Here is a 20,814-nt window from a genome sequence, read left to right as displayed (position 1 = left end):
GCAGCGCCTGATCCGCGCGGCGAGGCAGCGGACCGGGAGCGTGTCCGTCCGGTGGACCCGCTCCCGGTCTGGTTCAAACGAGTTCCGCCGGCGCGGATCGGCTACTCCATGGGTCGCTCGGTCAGCTCGAAGCTCCACGGCAGGCCGAGCGCCCACCGGCCGAGCAGCTGGCGGGTGACGAAACGGGTGGGCGGGTGGTAACGGGCGGCGTGCACGTCCCTGATGAGGCGCGAGGCGGGGCCGTGCGCCGCGTACGAGGCGACTCCGACGAGCTCCGCGGCCAGCTCCACCGCCCTGATGGTCTTCTCGATCGCCTGCTGCTTGAGCGCCAGCATGGCCGGGGTGAGATCCCGTGGGTCGGTCTTGTGCTCGTCGAGCTGGCGGGCCAGGCCCGCGCAGGCCACCTCCAGCGGGAGAACATCGGCGAGGATGTCACCCAGCGCCGACTGGAAGGACGGCAGCGCCGCCCGGGTCACTTCCAGGTGGCTCACCCGGGAGCCGGCGAGCGCGCGGCGGGCCTGGTCGATGGCGGCGGTGGCGACACCCAGGTAGCACGCGGTGGCCGTGGTGCAGAACCAGCCGTTGCCCGCGGCGAAGACGTCGTCGCCGACCGAGCCGGGTGCGCACCGGTGGATGATCAGGTCGTCCGGGATCGCGCATTCGGTCAGTCGTACGGTGTCGGATTCCGAGGCGCGCATCCCGAGGGTGTTCCAGGTGCGCTCGACGGCGACTCCCGGAGTGCTGGTGGGGACTAGCGCGACCAGCAGGCTCTCGGGCCCGCCGGCCTCGTCGATCATCTGCAGGCACAGCAGGTCGCTGCGTTCCGCCAGCGAGCACGGCACCTTCACCCCGTTGGTCACCCAGGTGTCACCGACCCGGCGGGCGGTGCAGTTGGACCTGGTCAGGGCGCCGCCCAACCCGGGCTCGGCGAAGGCCGACGCGACGATCTGGCCGGTGCGGGCGATCGCCTCCATCAGCTGCGCCGACTCGTCGTGGTGCCGGTTCCAGTGCTCGACCATGTAGCCCATCGAGAACAGATGCATGTTCATGCCGACGGAGAGACCCGCGTCGGCGGCGCCGAGCCGGCGCTGCACCGCGCAACACTCGACGAGCGAAGCGCCGCCACCGTGGAACTCCACGGGAACCGGCAGCCCGAAGTATCCGCACTCGCGCAGCGCCTCGACGCTGCGGTCGGCCAGCCGGCCACCACGGTCGTTCTCCTCGGCCAGCCCGGCGAGCTCGGTGACGACACTCTCCGGAAGGAGATGCTCGGTGTCCGGCCAGATGGCATCCACACCGCGTTGATAAGCGCTCATCTTCTCCCATTCGTCCGATCGCCGAGAAGTACTCGCTCGGCTGCTTCGCGGCCGGGAGCCGTCGTGTCCGTCGAGCATGTCGGCCGCGCCACGTCGAGGTACGTTGCCGGGAGCCGCTCCTACCGCGGGTTGTGTCGCGGACCCGGCACCACGTCGCACCGTCTCGAAGATTCACATCTGGGTGGACCAGCCGCCATCGACCGTTCGTTCTAGAACGTCCGGCGCCGGACGTCCGCCGGCCGCTGCCCATCACCGGCCGAGCACCGCGGCACCGCCGGCCCCGGGGCGATGGGCATCGCGCCGAGCGCTCCTTTTCGTCACGACCCCGGTCGGCACGGACCTGCGCTGCGACGGGCCGATCATGTAGTCTCACGTGTGGGCAAGGGTTTCCGTCACACCGCAGTTGTGACGATATTTCAAGGATTGACATGAAGTCGGCTTCATAAGTAAAGCTAGGCTTTCCTAACCCGCCGAGCCACGGGAAGTCCCTGCATATGACGACAGCCGCTGACGATGGCGGAATACCGTGCTCTCGGGCGCTCGACGAGATCTGCGACGAAGTGGTCGGAACACCGATCCAGCGCAGGAAGACCGCCGCGATGCATTTCCGCTCCACCGCCTCGCCCAGCTTCCCCACCTGCCGCCCGCGTAGTCTTGTCGCCGCGGTGCTCGCATGCTCCGCGATCGCATGGGGTGTTACGGGTTGCGGCGACGGAGGGTCGGAAACCGCCGCGTCCGGTACCGGCGCCGGAATACAGGTCGAATCCTGCGGTCGAACGGTCACTCTCGACGCCCCGGCCGAGAAGATCGTGGTCATCGGCGCAGCCACGACGGACACCCTCGTGGATATCGGCGCCGGTGACCGCATCAGCGGCGTCGTATCGGCTTCCGCGCGACCGTTGCCCGCCAACCAGCATCTGTTCGAAGACCTGCCGGACCTCGGTGACTACTACCCCAGCAGGGAAGCGCTGTTGGCCCACGGGCCCGACCTCGTCATCGCGGAGCAGGGTCATGTCGTCTCGGGGCAGTCGGGAAGCCCGACGATCAGCGAGCTGGAGAAGGCGGGAATCGCTGTCTACGTCGGCACGACCGGCTGTGGCACGATCGATGGCACGTACGCCACGGATCTGACGGCGGTGTTCGATGACATCGAGCGCATCGGCACGCTGGTCGGCGAGGAAGCCGCCGCCGCGACCCTCGTCGGTCGGCTGGAACAGCGGATGACCGACGTCGGTGACAAGGTCCGGGGCGCCACTCCGGTCAAAGTCGTCATGATGTCGCTGATCGGATCCGACCTCTATGTCAGTTCCGGCGGGATGACGGCTGACATTCTGGACGGTGCTGGCGCCGTCAATCTCGTCGACAATGACCAGGAAACGCTGGTCTACAGCAAGGAACAGATAGCAGAGCTTGATCCGGAAGCGTTCATCTTCTTCCCCTCGATATCGGAGTCTGAGGCGCGGAGATATCTTCGGGACAACTTCCCGACCACCGGCGCGGTCAAGAACGACCGTCTGTTCGTCATCAACCCGGATCTGGCCGGCACCACCGGTCCACGTCAGGTCCAGGCGGTCGAGGACTTCGCGCGGTTCCTGCACCCGGACCGCTTCGCCTGATGGCCGCGAGGAATCGTGCGGCGCGCGTGGCCGAAGTCGGCACGCCGGCCCACGTCGAGGTCGGCGGCGGAAGGCGGGAACCGGTTCGGAGGTGGCGTCACAGAAGCGTCCGGCGCCTGTCGGTAGCGGTCCTGCCGGCAGTGCTGGTCTGCGCGATGTCCCTGGCTGTCCTGATCGGTTCGGTGGGGTTGCGGCCGGGCGATGTGGCCTCGGTTCTCCAGAACCATCTGCTCGGGGGTTCCCGGCCGGTGAGCGAGGTCAATGACTACATCGTCTGGCAACTGCGTGTACCGCGCGTGCTGTTGGCGGTGGTCGTCGGGGCAGGCCTGGCCCTGGCGGGCGCGGTTCTGCAGGCGACTGTCCGCAATCCGCTCGCGGATCCCTATCTGCTTGGGGTGTCGGCCGGGGCCGGGCTCCTGGCGGCGATCACGATCACCTTCGGCGCCGCCGCCGTCGCCGGACTGTCGACCTCTGGTGCCGCCTTCGTCGGTGCGCTCGCATCCACCGTGATGGTGCTTTTCCTGGCCCGGCAGGAGGGGCGTTTCACCCCGACGCGACTGATCCTCGCCGGAGTGACCATGTCGTACCTTCTCTCCGGGCTGACCAGCTTCGTGATCCTGCGCGGCGGAGATCCTGAGGCGGCGCAGTCCATCCTCTTCTGGATGCTCGGCTCTCTCGCCTCCGCGAGCTGGTCGACCCTGTTGATTCCGACCATGGTCGTCGCCCTAGGGGGAGGCTATCTCCTCTGCCATGCCCGCGCCCTGAATGCCATGGTGCTGGGTGACGACGGAGCGCTGTCGCTGGGCGTAGCCATCCACCGGCTTCGAACCCGACTGCTCATCATGACTTCGCTGGTCACCGGGGTGCTGGTCGCGGTCGCCGGCGGCATCGGCTTCGTGGGGCTGGTCATCCCACACCTGGTCCGCATCCTGTTCGGCCCTGATCACCAGCGCCTGTTGCCCATGACAATGCTTGTCGGCGCGATCTACCTCGTCGTCGTCGACGTGCTCTGCCGAGTGTCGATCAGACCGGAGGAGATTCCGGTCGGCGTCGTCACGTCAGTACTGGGTGCCCCCGTCTTCCTGTGGCTGATGCGAAAATCTGGAGCAGGGCGATGACACGGTTGGAACTCGACCGCATATCCGTGACCCTCGCGGGCAGGCCGGTCCTCGCCGACTGCAGTCTCCAGGTCGGGAACGACGAGCGAGTGGGGCTCGTGGGCCCCAACGGCAGCGGCAAGACGACACTGGTACGTGCTATTTATCGAGCCGTCGACCCCATTGCCGGCTCGGTTCTGCTTTCCAGCGACAACGTGGAGAAGCTGAGTCAGCGTGAGGTGGCCCGCCGGGCGGCTCTGGTGCACCAGGAGCCCGTGACGTACTTTGAATTCACTGTCGAGGAGATCGTCGCTCTGGGCCGAGCACCGTGGCAGGGCCCGTTCGACAGAACGCGGCAGGTCGACCGAGTCGTGATCCGCGAGGCGTTGGCACAGGTCGGCATGGCCGAGTACGGGTCCCGGCAGGTCGGAACACTCTCGGGTGGGGAGAAGCAGCGCATCCTCGTCGCTCGAGCGATCGCGCAGAAGACCCCGCTGCTTCTTCTCGATGAGCCCACCAACCACCTCGACATCCATGCTGCGCTGGACCTGCTCGAGCTTGTCCGCGCACTGGGGCGAGCGACGTTGTGTGTGCTGCACGACCTCAATCTCGCTGCCACCTACTGCGATCGGCTCTATGTCCTCAAAGCGGGCAGGGTCGTAGCCGCCGGGGCGCCGGTCGACATCCTGACCCCCGCCCTGATTCGCGAGGTCTTCGGTGTCGACTGTGTCGTCCTCACCCATCCGGTGACGAAAAGTCCTGTGCTGGCATTCTCACGCAAGACCAAGCAGGACAGAACTCCGGAACCCGAGCCGGTCCCCCACCCCCGGCGGTCACGGTAATATGATCAACTACTCCGCTTCGGTCGAGGGCCTGATCGACAGTGTGTGATGGAAGACGTCCGCCGGGTCCCAGCGGGCTTTGACCCGCTGCAGCCGCGGGTAGTTCTCCTTGTAGTAGAGGTGATGCCAGGGAACGCCGGAGGTGTTCCAACGCGGGTCCGCCAGGTCGGCGTCGGGGTAGTTGATGTAGGCGCCGTCGCTGACTTCTCCCGGTACGGGGACGCCACCCGAATCGCCGTAGACATCGCGGTAGAAGCGGCGGATCCAGTCGAGGTTCTTCTCGTCGTCCTCGGCGTGCAGCCAGGTCGCGGTGTAGACGGCCTTGAGGACGGAGTCGCGCTGCACCAGCGCTGTCGCCGTCGGGCTCACCGCGTTGACCTGGCCACCGTAGGAGAGCAACCAGAGGGCGCCGTGCTCGAGCTGGGGATGTGGAGTCCCCAGGTATTCGTACACGGTGTCCACCTGGTCGGCCGTGAAGCCTCGGCGCAGGTACCCGGATTTTCCCTTGTAGCGGTCGTGCTCTGCGCCCCGCTGCGACTCCGCGTCCTCCACGGGCGGCATCATGGTGTACAGCCAGGGCTTTGGCCCGTCAATGATCATATTTCCGCCAACGCCGTCGCCGACAGCGGCGAAGAACGCCTTCAGCAGGTCGCGGGAACCAGGCTCGCCGGCCTCGGAGATAGCCACCACGACGATGTCGCCGGGGCCGTCCTTCTCCTGCCGGCAGGAGACCGTGAGTCGCGCGGCCAGGCCGGCGCAGGGAGATCCCGGCGCGCTGTTGCGCTCGTGCCAGGCAGAGTAGTTCCGCATCAGCCGGTGGAACGAGTCGCGGTTCATCTCCTGCCAGGACCACGTCATGATTCCGGTCAGCAGCGAGGCTGGCGGCCTGGGGAGGACCGTCGTGGGATCATTGCCGGTGGCCGCCGGTGATCGGAGCCAGTAACGTGTGACCACACCGAAGTTTCCGCCCCCACCGCCGGTATGGGCCCACCACAGGTCGTGGTTCGGATCGGCGGGGTCCCTGCTGGCCCGTGTCGCCCGCGCGGTGCCGGTGCCGTCCACCGTGACGACCTCGACGGCGTCGAGATAGTCCACGATCGACCCCAGGCGGCGGGACTGGACACCGTAGCCACCGCCCTGGACGTGACCGCCGACGCAGACGGTGTGTCCCCATCCGCCGGGGACTGTGACGCCCCAGTTGACGTAGAGCTGTCGGAACACCGCTCCCAGCGTCGCGCCGGCCTCCACGACGAAGGCATGATGAGAGGAGTCGTAGTAGATGCCGTTCATCGCGGCCATGTCGATGATCACACCGCCGGGCTGTTCGCCCACGGAGTTCTCCATGGAGTGACCGCCGCTCCGTATACCGATTCGCTGACCGGATCGGACCGCGTGCGCCACCGCTGCCACAGCCTGATCGGTCGTCCGTACCACCCGGAAGTAGTCCGGGCGATGCGTGAACCGTTCGTTCCGTCGTCGCAGGGCGAGATCGTCGTACCGTGGGTCCTGCGGGTGGATGGCTGGTGGAAGTGGGTCTGGCTGGCCGGATGCGGCACCGGGTCCGGAAGAGTCGACCGTCATCGCTGTTCCTTCCTCATGGGCGCGTGCCCGACGCGGTGCATCGGGCACGCGGGCAGCTGGGGGAACGACGGAACTGCTACACGGGACTCCGCGGCATCCACTCCGGCGGGCCAGGCTCCGCGTTGAGGCCCTTCTCGATGAAGACGAGGTTCCGATAGAAGTGGACGGCGGAGACCGTCCGATCCGTAAGAGATGGCTGGTAAATGGCCGCGTCCTCGTATTCCGGATAGTGCAGACCGTCCAGCAGGCCCTTCATCCTGGTCATCGCCGTCTGGGCGCCCTCCGCGTCGGGGCGGGCGCCACCGAAGCCGGGCCAGTAGGTGGTCCCGAAATCCTCGATCACGTACAGGCCGCCGTCGCGCAGGTACGGAAAGAGCGCTTCGAAGGACGTGAGAACATGCTCGCTGACGTGGCTGCCGTCATCGATGATGACGTCGAACGGCCCGACCTGCTCGCCCAGCCTGCGCATGGCCGCCGGGTCGTTCTGGTCGCCGACGATCGTCCGCAGTCGCGGTCCGTGGACTGAGGTCTTCTCGTAGACGTCCAGGCCGAAGATTCGACCCCGCCGGAAATAGTTCTGCCACATCCGGAGCGAGGCACCGCCGGAGGATGTGTCCCCGTAGCCACCGATGCCGATCTCCAGGAGGCGCACCGGTTCGTCGAGCAGGTGCCGAAAATGGTTCTCGTAATGCCCGGTGAACCAGTGGAGAAAACCCCACTTGTCGGAACGGTACCGGACGGAGAGCTCGCCGAGGTCCGGCGTTCTCGGTGAGCACGCCGCGAGGACGAGCTGGATCACCTCGGCGTAGGCGGTCTGGGTGAGGAAGAGCTGGTAGGTGTCCTCCCAGGAGCCGCGGCCCGGCAGCTTCAGGAGCGAATGCACCTCCCGGGTGAGACCACCCGGCCTGCCGGCGGGACCGTACAGAGCGGTGACGAGATCGGCTGCCTCGAACCTGATGTGCGCTCCGGGATCCCCGGCGCGGCCGCCGGTCACCTTGATCCGGCCGTTGCCGAACGTCAGGGTGCTCTCGGTCGATTCTTTTCCGAAAAAGATCTCGAACAGGAGCTCGACTTCCATTTCCTGACGGGGCAGGCAGCGGGCCACGATCTCGTCGACCAACGCCGGGGCAGTCTTCTGCAGAGTCAGTTGCTCGATGGTTGAAATGAGTTCTTCCGGTGAACCTCCGGCCGCCAGCAAAAGAGATTCGTTGATGTTTTCCGGGGAGTTGATGGGCATAGGGAGACGGCTCCGATGTCGTCGGGACAGGGAACTTCCGTATCGGTTGTGCCGCTTCAAGGATCGACCGGTGTCCCCACGAAGTCCCTACGGTGACACCGAAGTCTCCACCGAAGGCCCGGCGTCGCCGGCGGCCTGGTGCCGGGCGGGATCGGTCCGTGCGCTGATACGCCAGCTCCGGGTGTGTTCGTGCTGCCTGGACAGCCGAGCGAAGATGCCTTCGGTGCGCAGAAGCTCGGCGGGCGGTCCGCACTCGGCGACCCGGCCGCCGTCGAGAGTGATGATCTGGTCCGCCGCACGCAGGGTCGCGGGGCTGTGCGCGATCACGACGACGGTGCGGGCCGGGTCGTCTCCCAACGTGGCGATGGCCCGGCTGACCGCCGCCTCGTTCTCGGGGTCGAGCGCGGAGGCGGCCTCGTCGATGAGCACGATGCGGGCGTTCTTCAGGAAGGCACGGGCGATGGAGACGCGCTGGCGCTCGCCGCCGGACAGCTGCGCGCCTCCTTCGCCGACCTGGGTCCGCCAGCCGGCGGGCAGTCGGTCGATCACCTCGTCGAGCTGGGCGGCACGGGCGGCGGCGAGTACCTCGGCCTGGCTCGCGTCGGGCCGGGCGAGGCGGATGTTCTCCTCGATCGTGGTGTCGAACAGGTAGACGTCCTGGAACACGATCGCGATCTGGGCCGTCAGGGCGGTGTGGTCGTAGTCGCGCACGTCCACACCGCCGACCGCGACGGAGCCGGAGTCGACGTCGAAGAAGCGTGCGACCAGGCGCGTCACGGTCGTCTTGCCCGACCCCGAGGCGCCGACCAGCGCCGTCGTGGTGCCCGGTTCGCAGCGCAAGGACACGTCCGCGAGGGCGCGGGTGGCGCCGTAGGAGAAGCTGACGGCGGTGAACTCGATGCCGGCGTGCGGGACCGCCCGCACCGGGTGCGGGGCCGCGGGCAGCGCCCGCGTCCGCAGCACATCCTCGACGCAGGTCACCAGGTATTCCATCGCGCCGAGGCCGGAGGCATGGCCACCCAGCCCGCCGAACGGCTCGACGAAACGGACCGCCAGTACCAGCAGGGCGACGGCGTCGGCCGCCGGCAGCGTCCCGTCGAGCAGGAAGCCGGTGCCGAGCAGCACCGTGGCGACGTACGCGGTGGCCACCACGGCACTGAACGCGAGTTCCGGTACCAGCATCCGCCGCAGACCACGTCGGTATCGCAGGCGGTGCAGGTCGAGAGCCTCGCGGAGCCGGACACCGCCGGTGGCGGCCAGACCGGCTGCGCGCAGCACGGGCTGGGCCCGGCCGAACTCCAGCGCCCGGCCGGCGACCGCGTTTCCACCCACCTCCATGGCCGCGGACACCTCCGCGACCGTCCGCCTGGTCTGCCGGAGCACCAGCAGCCCGGCGGGAAGGCAGACCAGCAGTGGGATCGCCAGCCGCCAGTCGACCACGGCGATCACCGAGACGACGGTGATCGGCACGAGCAGGCCGGTGATGGCCGGTGCGATGATGACGAAGGTGAGTTGCGCCAGCTCGCCGGTGATGTTGGTGACGGTGCGCACGAAGTGGCTCTTGCGGTCCGCGGTGAACCAGCCCAGCGGCAGCGTGGTCACATGCCCCATGAGCCGTCGACGCAACTGGACGGCGAGTTCCATCGAGGCGGCGAAACCCACCGGCGCGACGAGTGCGCTGAGCAGGCAGTAGGCGAGCAGGCCGGCGCTGCCGAGAACCAGCCATCCGGTGGCGGCGCCGAAGTCCGGTTCGGGTCGTAGCAGTGCGCGCAGCACCGGCACCAACAGCCCGAGCAGCAGGCCCTGCAGAACCGCCAGGACGGCGGTCAGCAGCCACAGCCGGACCAGCAGGCCGGGTGACGGCCACAGCCGCCAGAGACGGCGGATCATGCCGCGGCCCCGGTGTCCTGAGCCCACCACATCCGGGCGTAGCGACCACCACGGGCCAGCAGGTCCCGGTGGGTGCCGTGCTCGACCAGGCGACCCCGGTCAAGTACCAGGACCTGGTCCGCGTCGACGATGGTATGCAGTCGGTGCGCGATCACGATCACCGTCCGGCCGGCGACCAGCTCGCCGAGCGCGTCCTGGACCGCCGCCTCGCTGTCCGCGTCCAGTGCGGCGGTCGCCTCGTCGAGGATCACGACCGGGGCATCGGACAGGATCGCGCGCGCGATGGTGAGCCGCTGCCGCTCTCCTCCGGACAGCCCACCGCCAGCCTCGTCCAGGACGGTGTCGTAGCCACCGGGCAGCCGTTCGATCACCTCGTGCAGCTGCGCCGCCCTGGCCGCGGCACGTACCTGCTCGTCGGTGGCGTCCGGCCGGCCGATCCGGATGTTCTCGGTCACCGTGTCCCACAGCAGGATGACGTCCTGGAACACCAGCGACATCGAGGCCAGCAGGGTCTGCGACGACTGCTCGCGGATGTCCACCCCGCCGATCCGTACCGCACCCGCGGTGACGTCGTGGAAGCGCGGCAACAGCGCGGCCAGCGTGCTCTTGCCGGCCCCGGACGGCCCGACCAGAGCGGTGACGGTGCCCGGCTCGCACCGCACGCTGATGTCGCTGAGCACGTCGGTCACACCGTCGTAGGAGAAGCTCACCCGATCGAGCTCGACGCGGTGGCCCACCGGTACCCGCGGCTCGGCGGGTTCGGGAAGCGGGTCGAGGGAAAGCAGCGCGTCCAGATGCCCGGCCGCCATCCGCGCCGCCCGAAGCCCCTGCGTGCTGCGCATCAACGGGTTCAACGAGGTCGGCAGCCCGATACCGACGATCAGGAACGGCAGCAGGTCGGACATCGAGAGCCAACCGGCCCGGACGAATCCCAGGCCCGCGGCCGCGACGACACCGAGGATCGCCGTCTCCGCGGTCAGCACCTGGTTGACCGAAGCGGTTGCCAGGTTCTCCGCCGTCCAGGCCCGATACGCCGCCGTGTGCTCGTCCTGCGCGCTGTCGAAACGGTCGAGCACCCGGTCGGTCGAACCGCCGAACGTCTTGACCACGCTGATGCCGTCGACGTACTCGACGGCGGCCGAGCTGATCCTCCCCTGGGCGGCTATCAGGCGTGCGATGTGTCCCGACGACGACCGCATCGCGCGGCGGAAGCCCAGGACGGAGAGGGTGGGCACGGCGACGGTCACCAGCGCCATCCGCCAGTCGACGACCAGCAGATAGCCGAGTGCGACGGTCAGCGCGCCCGCCGCGCCGAGCACGCTGCCCAGCGTGTGGGCGAACAGGTGGTGCATCGCTTCGAGGTCGTCGGTCATCGCCTTCTTCACCTGGGCCGACCCCGCCGCCCGGAACCAGCCCAGCGGCAGCACGCCCAGCCGCCGGGTCAGCCGGATGCGCAGATGGTGCAGCATCCGCGCGTCGGCGTCATGCCCGACGTGGGCCGACAACCCGTCGAGGACGAGACGCAGCACCGCGCCCGCGACGCCGCCCACCGCCCAGGCCCAGACCGCCCGGGACTCCGCCGCGGGGCCCGGCGCGGCCAGCGCGGTACGGGCGATCTGGGCGATCGCCACGTAGGACAGCACGCCGGCGGCCGCGGCCGCCGCGGACAGGGCCGCGCACCCGACCAGCTGCCTGCGGATCGGGGAGAGCATCCGGGCCACATCGCGGAAGGGCAGCATCCGTGGCGCGGCCGGTGGGACGGCCGCGCTGGTCGAACTGGTCCCGCCCGTCCCGCCCGTCCCGGCGGCCGCGATGGTCCCGCGGGGCCGTCCGCCGGCTGGTGACGCTGATCGCGATCCCGCCCGGGCGCCGCGCGGGGCTGGTCCGGCACGTGTCATCGGATGTCCTCGTTCCAGGCGAAAGACGCGACCCGCACGGAATCGGTCCGCGGCGAAGGGGAAGCCTTAGGTTGACCTAATCCTGTGACCTGACGTTGACTTCATGTCAATGTCGCCAGCCGGTCGGCGGCCCCTGACAGCAGGACCCCTGTCATCCGGGAGATCGGGGGCCGGCAGGCTGCCGACCTCGAAGGCCTGTGACGAAAGACGGAGTGAAACGATGGGCGGGATGTGATGAAAAGACCTGGCGTGGTGGTCGCCGGCAAGAGCGACCGAGGAGCCGAGGGTGGTGACTCCCGTGCCGGCGCCGATTCCCGTGCCGGTGACGCGCCGGCCGCCCGCATCGGCGAGGCCGCCGCTTTGTACGAGCTGGCACCGTCCACCCTGCGGTGGTGGGAACGCCAGGGCGTGATCAGCCCGTCCGGCCGCGGCGACAGCCGGCGGCAGTACCGGGAGCTGGAGCTGCGCCGGATCGGGCTCGCCTATCTCTGCCGCGTCGTCGGCAGAATGCCGTTGGACAGCGTCGCCGTCGTCACCTCGGCCGAGTGCGGTACGCAGTCGTGGCAGCGGAAAGTCCGCCTGCAGGTCGCCGAACTCGACGCCCAGATCGAGCGGATGACCTTCGCCCGCGACTACCTGGCGGACCTGCTGCGCTGCCCGGCCGACGATCCCGCGCGGTGTGCTCACCTGGACGCCGAACTCGTCCGGAGAACTCCCCGCGGCCGTTTCCGCGACGTCGGGCTGATCGCCGCCGCCCGGGCTGCGGCGAGCGGCCGTCTCCCCGCCGCGCCCGACGAACCGGACCCCGCCGGCCCCGGCACTCCGGAGCCGGGCGGCGGTGCCAGGTGCGCGTACTGCGATCGCGCGGTTCCGCGGGTACCACTGGGGCGTCCCCGTACCTACTGCACACGCGCCTGCCAGCAGCGGGCCTATCGCGCGCGGGCCAGGGCGGCCGAGAGCGCGAGGAGCGGGGAGAGCGGGGAAAGCGGGGAGAGACCCCGGTGAGTACCCGGCGCCACACCGCCCACCGCCACACCGCCGCAGCGCAGTCACCAGGCGGCACCGGGACGGGAGGTGGGAGCGGGTGAACCTCAGGTGCGCGCGGAAGCCTTTGCCGGCGCGGCCCGCTCCGGTCGGGGCCGCTGGGCGGCCCCGTCACCACGCATGGTGAGCAGCACCAGCACGGCCGCGGCGACCGCGATGGTGGCTGAAACCACGGCGACCAGATGCAGGCCGTCGGTGTACGCCTGCTCGAAGGACCGCCCGTCGAGATGGGTGATCTGGGAGGCCAGCAAGGTGCCGAGCAACGCGACTCCCAGCGATGTGCCCGTCTGCCGGATGGCGTTGATGGTCGCCGCGACGGTACCGGTGCGTTCCCGGTCCGCCGCCGCCATGACCGCGGCGTTGGAAGGCGTCGCGGTCAGCCCGTACGCCGCGCCCACCAGCGCCAGCAGGATCGCCAGCAACCAGTAGCCGCTGTCCGGGCCTACCAGGAGCAGCAGGCCCAGCGCGGCCACGAGCAGCAGCATGCCGCTGACGAGCGGTCCGCAGAACCCTGCCCTGGCCACCCACCTCGCCGCGACGGCCGGCACGAACAGCCCGACGACAGCGACCGGCAGCAACATGAAACCGGCCCGCACGGCGTCGTGATGCTGGACATCCTGCAGAAATGTGGGCAGGAAGACGGTCAGGGTGAATCCGCTGAAGCCGAACACGAACGCGACCGTGTTCGGAGCCGTGAACCGGAGATTGGCGAACATCCGGATCGGCAGCATCGGCCGCTGCTGACGCAGCTCCACCACCAGGAACGCCACGAACCCGATCACCGCCGCCGCGATCGGCACCACCGTGGCCGGCGCGGACCAGCCATGCGCGCCGGCGTTCACCAGGCCGTAGGACAACCCACCGAGCCAGCCGATCCCGAGCGCCTGACCGGCGAGGTCGAGGTCCGCGTGCCCGGGGTCGGAGGATTCCGGGATCGAACGGGAGCCGAGTACCAGGGCCACGACGCCCAGCGGCAGGTTCACCAGGAAGATCGACGGCCATCCGAACGTGTCGACCAGCACGCCGCCGAGCACCGGGCCGGTGACGCCCGCGACGCTGACGACGGTGGCCCAGCCGGCCATCACCCGCGCCCGCTGTTCCAGGTCCGTGAACGACTGCGCGATCAGGGACAACGAGCCGGGCAGAGCGATCGCGGCGCCGGCACCCTGCACGAAGCGGCCCGCCACCAGCAGACCCGAGGACGTCGCGGCGGCGCAGACCGCCGAACCGGCCGTGAACAGCACGACTCCGACCAGGAAGACGAGTCTGCGCCCGTAACGGTCGCCCAGAGCCCCGGCGGACAACGCCAGGGCGGACAGGCACAGCGTGTAGGAGCTCACCACCCACTGCTGGGCCGCGTTCGACATGCCCAGGTCGGACTTCATGCTGGGCAGGGCGATCACGACCACGTTGACGTCGAGCAGAGCGATGAAGGCCAACAGGTACACCGGCACGACGAGGCCGAGCTGCTCCCGGGCGATCCGGGGCCTGGCCCTCGGTGCGGATCCGACGGACATCCTCAACTCCCTGGCACAAGAGGTCACAGGTCACGGCCACCGGCGAGGCCAGGACAGGCGGAACAGCCCCCGCCCGACACCGCGCGGCGCCCGACCGCCCCAAGCCTGCGACCTGAAGCCGACTTGACGTCAAGCGCTGCGCGACTCTCCGCCATCGGATGTGTGAGCAGAGGTGATGTGATGGATGGCCCCGCCGGGATGATGAAAGTCCCCGGTCGCGTGGCTCACGTGACGAAACCTCCGGCTCCCCCGGGTTCCTTCCGGCGGTGCGGAACCCGTGCCGGCGGAAGTCAGGTGGCAGTCGCCTCCATCAGGGAGATGCCGGGCTGCGCCGGCAGTGTGGCGGTGCTGGTTATCTTCAGCCCCGCCCGGGTGCAGAGTTCCACGAGATCGGCCCGAGTCCGTTCCCTCCCGCCGTAGAGCACGAGCATGGTGAGGTCGCTCAGAAAAGGATCCCGCGGCTCGGTCGACTCCGGTCGCTCCGGCAACACCTGTTCGACGAGAAGGACGCGGCCGCCCTCGCCCAGCGCCTCACCGCACCGACGGAGCACCGTGACGGCCCGTTCATCGTCCCAGTCGTGCACGATGCTCTTCAGCAGGTAGAGGTCAGACCCGGTCGGCACGGCCTCGAAGAAATCGCCGGTGGTGACTGTGCAGCGCCGGTCCAGCCCGGCCGCCCTGACGGCACCGAGGGTCTGCGCCACACCCGATGGGCTGTCGAAGACCACACCTGTCAGATGTGGGTGACGGCCCAGCACTGTGGTGAGCAGGGTGCCGTCTCCGCCGCCGACATCGGTCACCCGCGTGAAACGCGAGAAGTCGAAGCACTCCGCGAGTTCCACGGCCAAGCCCCGGGTGATCTCACCCATGGCCGCGTTGTAGAGCGCGGACAGGTCCGGATGGGCTGCGAAGTGCTCGAACATCGGCCTTCCGAACACATCCTCGAACGCGGCGCGGCCGGTGCGGACCGACGAGTCGAGCCGCGACCACGGCAACTGGGTCACCGGGTCCGTCACCAACCGCGCCATGTGACGAAGCGATCCCGGGTGGTTCACGCGGAGCAGATGGCCGGCCTCGGTCAGCGAGTAGACGCCTGGACGAGGCTCCGTCGCCAGATCCAGCTCCACCATCGCCCGCAACAGCCGGTTCATCCGCTCGGCCGGGATGTCGTAGTGGCGCGCGATGCCGTCGACCGCCGTCTGACCTTCGCCGATCGCGTCGGCGAGACCCAGGCGGACGACCGCCCCCACCACCTGCGTTCCTGTCGACCCGAACACCAGCCGCAGCAGGGTCTGATGGGGATTCGACGCCACCTGCACGGCGTTCACCTCGGGCATTCTTTTCCCTTCGAAGCGGATCGGCTTCTCCTTGCTCCGGCTGTTGCGCCGGCCGCCTACGTTCGAATCGCCGATCGAGATGAATCGAGACCCTCTGAGGGTGGGATCCAGTCAAACCGACTGTTGCGGCTCCTGCAACCGTCCTAGAACTCCGGATCGAGGCGGCCGGGACTCCTCCCGCAACCATCGGCTTCTCCGGCGGAGGGAATCGCCCGGTCGTTGCGCGCCCGGCCGGGGGCGACCCGCTGTTCACGCCCGGGCGACCTCGAGTTCTACGACGGACACCGCCTAGGCGTGTTACATCCTCGGGTGTAGCTCCTACTGGGACCACCGGTCATCTTGTGTACCTCAGCCCGGTTCCCGGAGAGTCCTGGCAGGGTGGCCTCGGTGTTCTTCGGGCGGCCCTCCGTTCGATCTCCGCCGTCTGGATGTCGCTCTGTGGGCGTCGGCAACCGGCCGGAAACTAGTATGAGAGGAGACTAGTGATGCATATTCTTTTTTCCAGTCTCGCGCACTATGGACATATCTTTCCGATGCTGCCGCTCGCCGTTGCCGCAGCCCGGAGGGGGCATCGCGTCGGGTACGCGGTAGACAAGGCCCTGCATCCGACCCTGTCAGCTCTCGGTCTGGAACCGATTGCCGCGGGAATCTCGCTGGCAGAGGCGTTCGGGCGGGGTGGAGAACAACTCTTCGGTGCGCAGGTCGATCGTCAGGAGATGACCCCCGCGCAGGCTGAACATCACGTGATGGTAACCTTCGGTTCTGTGTTGCCGCGCAGCTACGCGGCTGATCTCGGCGAGGTCTTCACGCGGTTCCGGCCCGATCTTCTGGTCTACGATTCTGTATGTCCCGGCGCGGCTGTCGCGGCCGAGCTGGCCGGCATCCCGGCCCTCTGTCACGGCCTTGGGCATCGTGAGCTGAACACGCTTACTCCAGAGTATGTGAGCCAGGTGCACGAGTTCGCCGCGGGACTGGGTCTCGATCTCTCGCCCGGCGACCTGAACCCACTCGGACACCCATACCTGGACATCTATCCACCGTCGCTGCAGGATCAGGAGTTCCGTGCGGAGGCTCGCAGGATCGAGCTACGCCCGGTACCGTTCGCACAGCCGGGCGGTCCGCCAGTTGGTCTGCGGCTGTCCGGCCGCACGCGCCCGCTGATCTACCTCACCCTTGGTACCGAGGCGGGGGCGGAAGGGGCGGGTGATGTGCTCCGCCAGGCGGTCCGAGGGCTCGCGGTACTCGATGCGGACGTGCTGGTCGCGGTCGGACCGAAACTGACGCTGGAGACGGTCGGACCGGTACCCGAAAACGTGTTCCTTCGGTCCTGGGTGCCGCAGGCCGACCTGCTGCCGCATCTTGACCTGGTCGTGCACCATGCTGGCTCGGGCACGACGTTGGGGTCGCTGAGCCACGGCCTGCCTCAGCTGGTGATGCCACGTGGGGCGGATCAGTTCATCAACGCGCGATTGATACTGACGGCCGGGGCGGGGGAACGACTGCTACCCGCCGAGTTCACCTTCTCGGCCGTGACCGAGATCGCCGCCCGTCTGATGGCCGGGAAAGAGTACCGCGAGGCGGCCGGTCGGATCTCGCGCGAGATCGCGCTCATGCCTTCCCCCACCGAGGTCGCGACCAGACTCCCCGACCTTGTCGCCGAGCTGAAAGCGAGTTAGCTGTCCCTGCCGGGCCGGCCCGGCCTCGATGATCGAAACTCCCGTGGATGGTGAGGGGGAATCACGCGGTCGAGGGTAAGGTCGGCGCGACCCCTGAGGGCGAATTTGCCGGGTGTTTTCTCGGTGGCCAGACCGATACTGGCAAACGCCCGGAGAAACCGGAGCATAGATCGCGGCGGCATCTTGCGGATGTCCGCGAGATCGGTGTACTCCGCTCCGGAGCTCCTCATGTTGTCTGTGATTTTCAGTCGAGCGGAAATTCCCAGTACCTGTGTTGCTGTGGCGCCATGGATAAGCTTGACAAGCGCCTGTCGTGGCTCGTCGGAGCTGGGTATTATATTCCCTTCGGGATCCGGAGTCCCCGCTTTCCCCGGAGGGTGCGGTTATCTCGGAAACTAGGTGGTCGTTCTCGGTGTCGAAACAGTTCTCGACCGAAAGTCATACAACCTCCGGCGTATTCTCTCTTCATGGTTTCCGGCGATTCGGTGGCGGTGTTTCGCCCTGCCATTCAGGTGGTCTCGCCGGTCGGCGAGGCGGGCGGTGTGCCGGAGCGTGCCGTCGCTGGAGCCCTCGCCGCGCACGCCCAGGAGGCTCGGCGCGCTGTCATCGTGGTCGTGTACCGGCTCGCCGCCCGTACCAGGCCGACCGGGTCGTCACGCTGTACGCCGGCCGGATCGACGCGGCCACGGACGCGCGTCCGGATCTCAGCATCCGGGAGAGGTGCGCCCATCCGGGCGCCGCCGGAACGACAGCCTCGCCCGCAGTCTCGACGGACCTTCCGCGTGGCCGGGCAGCGAACGGCGGGCCGGTCGGTCGCCGCCTGCCTGGCCGCGGCCTTCCCGCCGGCGTACCCGGTAGGCCTGCTGCTGGCAGGCGCGTGTGCAGTACTGGCGTGGCCGGCCGCGGGAGGCCTGGGCCAGCGGCCCGGCGCAGTAGGCGCACACCGGTGTCCGTTCTGTCGCGGACTGCCGGGTGTCGCCGAGGGTGTCGGGCTGGACTGGTGCGCCGACAGCGCCGGGGTGGTCGGCTCCGCCTGGCCCGCCTGGCCGGGCCGCCCCTACCGGTCGGGGCGGGCCCTCGGACCCGGCGGCCGCGCTGCGCGCGGCGCTTACCAGGTCCTGGGTGGGAAAGCGACCCCGAGGGGTGCGCAGGAGAAGCTCGGCGTCGAGATAGGGGCATTGCACTGGATCATCGTCCGAGCAGCGCAGCAGGCCGGAGAGATATTCCCGGGCGGACTTCATCCGCTCGATCTGCCGGTCCAGATCGGAAAGTTTCTCGCGCACGGTCCGCTGCCAGCATTCCGCGTCGGTCCCGGTTGACGTCACGACCGCGGCGCTCTCGAGTGGCATGCCGCCGGTGATGCAGCACAGATAGGCAAGCCCAATTCGGCGCAGGTCGAGATCGCAGTACAGGCGCTGACTGCCGCCGGGGCCGGGTCGGCTGACCACGCCCTGCCGTTCCCACCAGCGCAGGGTCGAAGGTGCGAGGCCAAAGAGTGCCGCGGCTTCGCCGATACGGGCAAAATTCTCTTTCATGTCAAGGATTTCACCCCAGGTGGACTCGGGGATCAAGGCGTTTCGGAGTATCCGCAGCCCACCCGGCCACGAATCCACGACACCGGGGAGGGCGTATCCCCGCGACGATGCCGCCTGCCCGAATGCGGCCTGGCACCCGGCGAGGAGGTTCAGGCCGGGGCATGGTGTGCCAGTACCGCGTGCGGCCGATCGTGATCCGGCGACGGAGCCGGATCGGTGTGCACCGTCGCGGCTGTCAGACGGGGGACGGCGTGCAGGAGCGCGTGCTCGGCGTCCACGGCGATGGCGTGGGCCTGCACGACACCGAGATCGGGGGAGACGGCGATGTCGGCCTCACCGCGCAGCTCGTGGCCGACCCAGCGCAGGCGTACCGCACCGACCCCGTGGACGCCGCCCGTCGACGCCAGGGCCCGCTCGGCGGCCTCGACCAGGCTCGGGTCGACCGCGTCCATCAGCCGGCGGAACACCTCGCGGGCCGCGTCCCGGAGCACCGCGGCGATCGCGACGCTGATCAGGATGCCGACCACCGGGTCGGCCAGCTCCCACCCCAGCGCCAGCCCACCCGCGCCGGCCAGGACCGCCAGGGAGGTGAAGCCGTCGGTGCGGGCGTGCAGGCCGTCCGCGACGAGGGCCGCCGAGCCGATGCGCCGGCCGACCGTGATCCGGTGTCGGGCCACCCACTCGTTGCCGACGAAACCGATCAGCCCGGCGAGAGCGACCGCAGGCAGGTGCGAGACGGTGCGCGGATGCACCAGGCGATCCACCGCCTCGTACGCTGCGAGGCCCGCCGACGCGGCGACGACCAGCACCACCGCCACGCCGGCGAGATCCTCCGCGCGGCCGAGGCCGTAGGTGAAACGGCGGGATGGCGGACGCCGCCCCAGCACGAACGCCACGGCGATCGGGACAGCGGTGAGCGCATCCGCGACGTTGTGAACGGTGTCGCCGAGCAGCGCCACCGAGCCGGACATGAGCACGACGACGAGTTGCAGGCCCGCCGTCAAGCCGAGAACCGCCAGCGACAGCCAGACCGCGCGCAGGCCTTCCGCGGAGGCCTCGGCCGCCGCGTCCACCCTGCCCATGGAGTCGTGGTGGTGCGGATGGGCGAGGTGGGCGACCACCCGCCGCGGCCAGCCCGCTGCCCGGCGGCCGTGGCCGGCGCCGGCCCGATGCCCGGGTGGGGATTCGTGCCCGTGCGGATGGTCGTGTCCGCGCACGGTTTCGCGCCTGTGCGCGGATTCGTGCTCGGACGGAACGCCGTGCCCGTGCGGCACTCCGTGCTCGTGCCCGTGATGGTGTTCTTCGCCGTGGTTGTGGTGGTGCCCGATTCTCATGTAGTCACGATCCCATGAAGTATCGGATGCGGCTTCGGTGCAGAAAGAAGCGACCTGTACCTGCGAATTCCTCGCACTTTCTCGTCGGCCCCGGCGGGTGGAACCGGTGGGTCGTGCGCCGCTGCCGGCCGTCCCGCCCTGCCAACTGTTCGACGAACCGCGCCGAATCCGGCCACGGTCCGTCGCTCCCGCTCGGCCTGGGGCGCGTCGCCGGCTGCCGGCAGTGTCCGTGTGGGTGGCCGCATACCATGTCGTCAGATCTTCTTCCGGACGGCCGGTGTAAGCTCGCTTCAGGTCACACCGGCCCTCCGCACTTTGTCAGCTCGGCAGGTAAATTATCATGCAGGCATCGGCTGATCTACCTTTCTCTGTTGTCAGGTAGTATTTTTCCTGTCATCCTTCTATGCTGTGGTAGTTGAAGTAGTCGATGCCTCTGTCGACGACTCTGGCAAGTTCATCGCGGATTCTCGGGTCGTTCCAATTCCACCCGCTGTTGACGCCGTACCTCGCCCCCACCTTGTTGTTGTGCAGGTCAATTTGGGCTTCTACTCGTCTTTGCTGCGAGATCAGGGGTGTGCCCAACTCGTGTGCCTGCCCGAGCTCGATTGCCCAGTTGTAGCCGAAGCGTGCGGCAACCATGGCCGTCCAGTGAACCTTTCCCGGTAAACGGTTGTGGCGCTGGTGACATCAACGCCGTGTGGTGGGAGTGGGCGTCAGGTGGTCCTGCGGTACTCGGTGGAGCAATGGTTGAGACCTGTGGATCGGCTGGGAGGGCGTACCTTCCCGGTGATCGAGGTTGAGGTCTCAGTCAGGCCGACGTTGGCGCGTCGGTCGGGAAGGCACGCCCGTGCTCACGGTAGTACCTGAGGACAACGGATCCGAGGACGGCCAGGC

At 68.7% G+C, this 20,814-nt stretch carries 14 protein-coding genes and 1 pseudogene; 5 read left to right on the top strand and 10 right to left on the bottom strand.

Going from position 1 to position 20,814, the window contains the following annotated elements; genetic code table 11:
* Nucleotides 1–101 precede the first annotated feature (101 nt).
* Nucleotides 102–1,316: an acyl-CoA dehydrogenase family protein gene (locus AB1460_RS18070; protein ID WP_368962705.1), complete on the bottom strand. Its 1,215-nt coding sequence runs from the start codon at nucleotides 1,314–1,316 to the stop codon at nucleotides 102–104.
* 494 nt (nucleotides 1,317–1,810) lie between these two features.
* On the opposite strand from AB1460_RS18070, the gene AB1460_RS18065 reads away from it, so the two are divergent.
* The 3 genes from AB1460_RS18065 (at nucleotide 1,811) to AB1460_RS18055 (ending at nucleotide 4,871) form a co-directional block, all read left to right on the top strand.
* Nucleotides 1,811–2,932: an ABC transporter substrate-binding protein gene (locus tag AB1460_RS18065; RefSeq protein WP_368962704.1), complete on the top strand. Its 1,122-nt coding sequence runs from the start codon at nucleotides 1,811–1,813 to the stop codon at nucleotides 2,930–2,932.
* A gap of 155 nt (nucleotides 2,933–3,087) precedes the next feature.
* The gene (locus AB1460_RS18060) at nucleotides 3,088–4,050 is read left to right on the top strand and encodes a FecCD family ABC transporter permease (protein ID WP_368962703.1); all 963 of its coding nucleotides are present in this window, start codon (nucleotides 3,088–3,090) and stop codon (nucleotides 4,048–4,050) included.
* Nucleotides 4,047–4,871: an ABC transporter ATP-binding protein gene (locus AB1460_RS18055; RefSeq protein WP_368962702.1), complete on the top strand. Its 825-nt coding sequence runs from the start codon at nucleotides 4,047–4,049 to the stop codon at nucleotides 4,869–4,871. Before AB1460_RS18060 ends, AB1460_RS18055 begins: the two co-directional genes overlap by 4 nt.
* 9 nt (nucleotides 4,872–4,880) lie before the next feature.
* Here AB1460_RS18055 and AB1460_RS18050 read toward each other — a convergent pair whose 3' ends face one another.
* The 4 genes from AB1460_RS18050 to AB1460_RS18035 all read right to left on the bottom strand — a co-directional run bounded on the left by AB1460_RS18050 (nucleotide 4,881) and on the right by AB1460_RS18035 (nucleotide 11,291).
* Nucleotides 4,881–6,452 (bottom strand): FAD-binding oxidoreductase, encoded by a 1,572-nt coding sequence (locus AB1460_RS18050; protein WP_368962700.1) that lies wholly within the window; start codon nucleotides 6,450–6,452, stop codon nucleotides 4,881–4,883.
* Between the two features lie 76 nt (nucleotides 6,453–6,528).
* Nucleotides 6,529–7,689 carry a class I SAM-dependent methyltransferase gene (locus AB1460_RS18045; protein ID WP_368962699.1) on the bottom strand — a complete coding sequence of 387 codons (1,161 nt, stop codon included), beginning with the start codon at nucleotides 7,687–7,689 and terminating at the stop codon, nucleotides 6,529–6,531.
* A gap of 87 nt (nucleotides 7,690–7,776) precedes the next feature.
* On the bottom strand, nucleotides 7,777–9,579 hold the full coding sequence (locus AB1460_RS18040; RefSeq protein WP_368962698.1) for an ABC transporter ATP-binding protein: 1,803 nt from the start codon (nucleotides 9,577–9,579) through the stop codon (nucleotides 7,777–7,779).
* Nucleotides 9,576–11,291: an ABC transporter ATP-binding protein gene (locus AB1460_RS18035; protein WP_368962697.1), complete on the bottom strand. Its 1,716-nt coding sequence runs from the start codon at nucleotides 11,289–11,291 to the stop codon at nucleotides 9,576–9,578. Before AB1460_RS18035 ends, AB1460_RS18040 begins: the two co-directional genes overlap by 4 nt.
* 420 nt (nucleotides 11,292–11,711) lie before the next feature.
* Between AB1460_RS18035 and AB1460_RS18030 the strand changes: the two genes are divergently transcribed.
* Nucleotides 11,712–12,482 (top strand): MerR family transcriptional regulator, encoded by a 771-nt coding sequence (locus AB1460_RS18030; protein ID WP_368962695.1) that lies wholly within the window; start codon nucleotides 11,712–11,714, stop codon nucleotides 12,480–12,482.
* Between the two features lie 86 nt (nucleotides 12,483–12,568).
* Here AB1460_RS18030 and AB1460_RS18025 read toward each other — a convergent pair whose 3' ends face one another.
* Together AB1460_RS18025 and AB1460_RS18020 are read right to left on the bottom strand one after the other, a co-directional pair.
* Complete coding sequence (locus AB1460_RS18025) at nucleotides 12,569–14,038, bottom strand: MFS transporter (protein ID WP_368962693.1); 1,470 nt, start codon at nucleotides 14,036–14,038, stop codon at nucleotides 12,569–12,571.
* A 290-nt stretch (nucleotides 14,039–14,328) separates the two neighbouring features.
* Nucleotides 14,329–15,375 carry a methyltransferase gene (locus tag AB1460_RS18020; RefSeq protein ID WP_368962691.1) on the bottom strand — a complete coding sequence of 349 codons (1,047 nt, stop codon included), beginning with the start codon at nucleotides 15,373–15,375 and terminating at the stop codon, nucleotides 14,329–14,331.
* 485 nt (nucleotides 15,376–15,860) lie between these two features.
* On the opposite strand from AB1460_RS18020, the gene AB1460_RS18015 reads away from it, so the two are divergent.
* Complete coding sequence (locus tag AB1460_RS18015) at nucleotides 15,861–17,051, top strand: glycosyltransferase (RefSeq protein WP_368962689.1); 1,191 nt, start codon at nucleotides 15,861–15,863, stop codon at nucleotides 17,049–17,051.
* An 845-nt stretch (nucleotides 17,052–17,896) separates the two neighbouring features.
* Here AB1460_RS18015 and AB1460_RS18010 read toward each other — a convergent pair.
* The 3 genes and pseudogenes from AB1460_RS18010 to AB1460_RS18000 form a co-directional block, all read right to left on the bottom strand.
* Nucleotides 17,897–18,586, bottom strand: a pseudogene (locus tag AB1460_RS18010) (MerR family transcriptional regulator); the annotation flags it as partial.
* A gap of 149 nt (nucleotides 18,587–18,735) precedes the next feature.
* A complete protein-coding gene (locus tag AB1460_RS18005; RefSeq protein WP_368962685.1) occupies nucleotides 18,736–19,920 on the bottom strand; it encodes a cation diffusion facilitator family transporter in 1,185 nt (394 codons plus the stop codon).
* 393 nt (nucleotides 19,921–20,313) lie between these two features.
* Entirely contained in the window at nucleotides 20,314–20,559 is a 246-nt protein-coding gene (locus AB1460_RS18000) for a DUF6973 domain-containing protein (RefSeq protein WP_368962683.1), read from the bottom strand.
* Nucleotides 20,560–20,814 lie beyond the last annotated feature (255 nt).

The organism is Parafrankia sp. FMc2, assembly GCF_041008525.1.
Classification (GTDB): Bacteria; Actinomycetota; Actinomycetes; order Frankiales; family Frankiaceae; genus Parafrankia.
This window is presented reverse-complemented; position numbering and strand designations above follow the sequence as displayed.